This window comes from Pseudomonas sp. GM84 (assembly GCF_000282535.1).
GTDB lineage: Bacteria > Pseudomonadota > Gammaproteobacteria > Pseudomonadales > Pseudomonadaceae > Aquipseudomonas.
The window spans coordinates 1-4,001 of record NZ_AKJC01000326.1 but is presented as its reverse complement, the minus strand read 5'-3'; the positions used below and the strand labels follow the sequence as shown (position 1 = coordinate 4,001).

Genomic DNA, 4,001 nt, shown 5'->3' with positions numbered 1-4,001 from the left:
GGTTTGCCGGCGATGAGGCCGGTACAGGTTGCACCTACCGTTGAACGTTTCAGTGCTTTCGCCACTGCCGTTCAAGGGTTATTCTTGAGTTCACCTACATTGCCGTCGAGCGGCTAAAAACGACCTTGAACGCACCCATACAACCTCATCGTTTCATCCTCGAACCTTTCGAGGCCCACCGTTTCGCCAACTTGTGCGGCCAGTTCGACGAGCACCTGCGCCTGATCGAACAACGCCTGGCTATCGAGATCCGCAACCGCGGCAATCAATTCGAGCTGATCGGCGAACCCAAGACCACTTCCGCTGCCGAGCAACTGCTGCGCCGCCTCTACCGCGAGGCCAAGGCCACCGAGCTGTCGCCGGAAACCGTGCACCTGTACCTACAGGAGTCGACCGTCGAGAACATCGACAACCCGGCCGTCAACGAGGTCAGCGTCTCGCTGCGCACGCGCAAGGGCAACATTCGCCCGCGCGGTGTCAACCAGCAGCGCTACGTCAAGGAAATCCTGGCCAACGATATCAACTTCGGCATCGGCCCGGCCGGTACCGGCAAGACCTACCTGGCCGTGGCCTGCGCCGTGGACGCCCTGGAGCGCGAGCAAGTTCGCCGCATCCTGCTGGTACGCCCAGCGGTCGAGGCTGGCGAGAAGCTCGGATTCCTGCCCGGCGACCTGGCGCAGAAGATCGACCCGTACCTGCGCCCGCTGTACGACGCCCTGTATGAAATGCTCGGCTTCGAACACGTGGCCAAGCTGATCGAGCGCCAGGTCATCGAAATCGCCCCGCTGGCCTACATGCGCGGTCGTACCCTGAACAACAGCTTCATCATCCTCGACGAAAGCCAGAACACCACGCTCGAGCAGATGAAGATGTTCCTCACCCGCATCGGTTTCGGTTCCACCGCGGTGATTACCGGCGACATCACCCAGGTCGACCTGCCCCGCGGGACCAAGTCGGGCCTGGCCCATGTGATCGAGGTCCTGCGGGACGTTCCGGGGATCAGCTTCACCCACTTCCAACCCAAAGATGTGGTTCGTCACCCACTGGTGCAGCGTATCGTCGAAGCCTACGACCGCTTCGAGGGACGCCAGACCAACCCCGAGGCGCCCGGCAAAGATGCTTGAACTTGACCTGCAACGGGCCACGGATGCCGCTGCCCCGGATGACGCTGCCTTCCGCCGCTGGTGCGAACTGGCATTGCGCCAGCGCACCGCCGACTCGGAAATGACCATTCGCCTGGTCGACGAAACCGAAGGTCGCGAGCTCAACCACACTTATCGGCACAAGGACTACGCGACCAATGTGCTGTCGTTCCCTGCCGACGTGCCCGACGAACTGCTCGATATCCCGCTGCTGGGCGACCTGGTGATCTGCGTGCCAGTGGTCGAGCGCGAGGCCGCTGAACAGGGCAAGGCGCTGGAGGCACACTGGGCACACCTGGTCATCCACGGCTGCCTGCACCTGCTCGGCTACGACCACATCGAGGACGATGAGGCCGAAGAAATGGAAGCGCTGGAACGGGAATTGCTGGCAGAACTGGGTCACCCTGACCCGTATGCCGACGATGAAACCGAATCAATCACACACTGATACACCAAGGATCACGAGAACCGCCATGAGCGAAGATCGATCGAGCAACGGGCAGAAGTCCTGGTTGGGTAAACTGACCCAGGCTTTTGCCCATGAGCCGAAAAACCGCCAGCAGCTACTGGAGCTGCTGCGTGAAGCCCATCAGAACAAGCTGCTCGACAGCGAAGCGCTGACCATCGTCGAAGGCGCCATCCAGGTCGCCGACCTGCAGGTGCGCGACATCATGGTCCCGCGCTCGCAGATGATGAGCATCAAGGCTACCCAGTCGCCTCGCGAGTTCCTGCCAGCGGTGATCGACGCCGCGCACTCGCGCTATCCGGTGATCGGCGAAAGCCATGACGATGTGCTCGGGATCCTGTTGGCCAAGGACCTGCTGCCGCTGATCCTCAAGGAGAACGGCGACAGCTTCAACATCAAGGACCTGCTGCGCCCGGCCACCTTCGTGCCGGAGTCCAAGCGCCTGAACGTGCTGCTGCGCGAGTTCCGCGCCAACCACAATCACATGGCCATCGTCATCGACGAATACGGCGGCGTGGCGGGCCTGGTGACCATCGAAGACGTGCTCGAACAGATCGTCGGCGACATCGAGGACGAGCACGATGTCGAGGAAGACAGCTACATCAAGCCACTGCCCAGCGGCGATTTCCTGGTCAAGGCACTGACGCCGATCGAGAACTTCAACGAGTTCTTCGACAGCGAATTCTCCGACGACGAGTTCGACACCGTTGGCGGCCTGGTGATGAGCGCCTTCGGCCACCTGCCCAAGCGCAACGAAACCACCGAGATCGGCGCCTACAAGTTCCGTATTCTCAACGCCGACAGCCGGCGGATACACTTGCTGCGCCTGACACCGATCACCCGCTAAGGACAAACATGCGTTGGATCACCCGCCCCGGCTGGCCCGGTAACCTGCTGGCCTTGGCGGCCGGCGCCTCTACCCTCCTGGCCCTGGCGCCATTCGACATCTGGCCGCTGGCCTTGCTATCGATCGCCATGCTCTACCTCGGCCTGCGCGAGCTCAGCCCGCGTCAGGCCATGTGGCGCGGCTGGTGGTTCGGCTTCGGTCTGTACGGTGCCGGCACCTGGTGGATCTACGTCAGCATGAACACCTACGGCGGCGCCTCGCCGTTGTTGGCCATCGTGCTGCTGCTGGCGTTCTTCGCCGCCCTGGCCTGGTTCTTCGCCCTGCCCACCTGGCTCTGGGCGCGCTGGTTGCGACGCAACGAAGCGCCCCTGGCCGACGCCCTGTGCTTCGCGGCCCTGTGGTTGCTGCAAGAGGCGTTCCGCGGCTGGTTCCTGACGGGTTTCCCCTGGCTGTATGCCGGTTACAGCCAGCTGGACGGCCCGCTGGCCGGCCTGGCGCCACTGGGTGGCGTGTGGCTGATCTCGTTTACCTTGGCATTGAGCGCGGCACTCCTGTGCAACCTGCAGCGTCTGCGCAACCGTCCGTCGTTCCTGGCCGTAGGCGTCGCGCTGCTGTTGGCGCCGTGGGTGGTGGGCATGGCCCTCAAGGGCCACGCCTGGACCAAGCCCGCTGGCGATCCGCTGAAGGTCGCCGCGCTGCAGGGCAATGTCGAGCAGGAACTGAAATGGGACCCGGCACATATCGATGCCCAGCTGGCCCTGTACCGCGACATGAGCTTCAGCTCGAAACCGGTGGACCTGCTGATCTGGCCGGAAACGGCGGTGCCGATCCTCAAGGATCAGGCCCAGGGCTACATCGACGTGATGGGCCGCTTTGCCGCCGACCGCCACTCGGCGCTGATCACCGGCGTGCCCGTGCGTGAGGTGGTGCACCACCAGCGCCGCTACTACAACGGCGTCACCGTCACCGGCGAAGGCGACGGCACCTACCTCAAACAGAAGCTGGTGCCGTTCGGCGAGTACGTGCCGCTGCAGGACATGCTCCGCGGCCTGATCGAGTTCTTCAACCTGCCGATGTCGGACTTTGCCCGTGGCCCTGAAGACCAGCCGCTGCTGCAGGCCAAGGGCTACCAGATCGCCCCGTACATCTGCTACGAGGTGGTTTATCCAGAGTTCGCCGCAGGCCTTGCCGCGCGTAGCGACCTGTTGCTGACCATCAGCAACGACACCTGGTTCGGCACCTCCATCGGCCCGCTGCAGCACTTGCAGATGGCACAGATGCGGGCGCTTGAAGCGGGGCGCTGGATGATCCGGGCCACCAACAACGGTGTGACCGCGCTGATCGACCCGTTTGGCAAGATCACCGTCGAAGTGCCGCAGTTCCAGCGGGCGGTGCTGTATGGGGAGGTGGTGCCGATGCAGCAGCTGACGCCGTATCTGCAATGGCGCTCGTGGCCGCTGGCAATCGTGTGTGTGCTGTTGTTGGGGTGGGCGCTGCTGGCCGGGCGTATCGCCAAGACCGTTTGAAGTTGACTGTACCGGCCCTA

4 protein-coding genes are annotated in these 4,001 nt (G+C 63.4%); all 4 read left to right on the top strand.

Annotation, left to right across the window (positions count from 1 at the left end):
* Positions 1–125 precede the first annotated feature (125 nt).
* Genes PMI38_RS23725 through lnt form a run of 4 tightly spaced genes read left to right on the top strand, consistent with a single transcriptional unit; the run spans position 126 to position 3,981 of the window.
* Complete coding sequence (locus PMI38_RS23725) at positions 126–1,124, top strand: PhoH family protein (protein ID WP_008099808.1); 999 nt, start codon at positions 126–128, stop codon at positions 1,122–1,124.
* Positions 1,117–1,590 carry an rRNA maturation RNase YbeY gene (gene ybeY, locus PMI38_RS23720; protein ID WP_008099806.1) on the top strand — a complete coding sequence of 158 codons (474 nt, stop codon included), beginning with the start codon at positions 1,117–1,119 and terminating at the stop codon, positions 1,588–1,590. Before PMI38_RS23725 ends, ybeY begins: the two co-directional genes overlap by 8 nt.
* Before the next feature lie 25 nt (positions 1,591–1,615).
* Positions 1,616–2,455, top strand: coding sequence for an HlyC/CorC family transporter (locus PMI38_RS23715; RefSeq protein WP_008099804.1), 840 nt, complete (start codon positions 1,616–1,618; stop codon positions 2,453–2,455).
* Between the two features lie 8 nt (positions 2,456–2,463).
* A complete protein-coding gene (gene lnt, locus PMI38_RS23710; RefSeq protein ID WP_008099801.1) occupies positions 2,464–3,981 on the top strand; it encodes an apolipoprotein N-acyltransferase in 1,518 nt (505 codons plus the stop codon).
* Positions 3,982–4,001: the final 20 nt, after the last annotated feature.

Coding starts and splice junctions, on each gene's coding strand:
- ybeY (WP_008099806.1), top strand. CDS start 1,117: ATGCTTGAACTTGACCTGCAACGGGCCACGGATGCCGCTGCCCCGGAT.
- PMI38_RS23715 (WP_008099804.1), top strand. CDS start 1,616: ATGAGCGAAGATCGATCGAGCAACGGGCAGAAGTCCTGGTTGGGTAAA.
- lnt (WP_008099801.1), top strand. CDS start 2,464: ATGCGTTGGATCACCCGCCCCGGCTGGCCCGGTAACCTGCTGGCCTTG.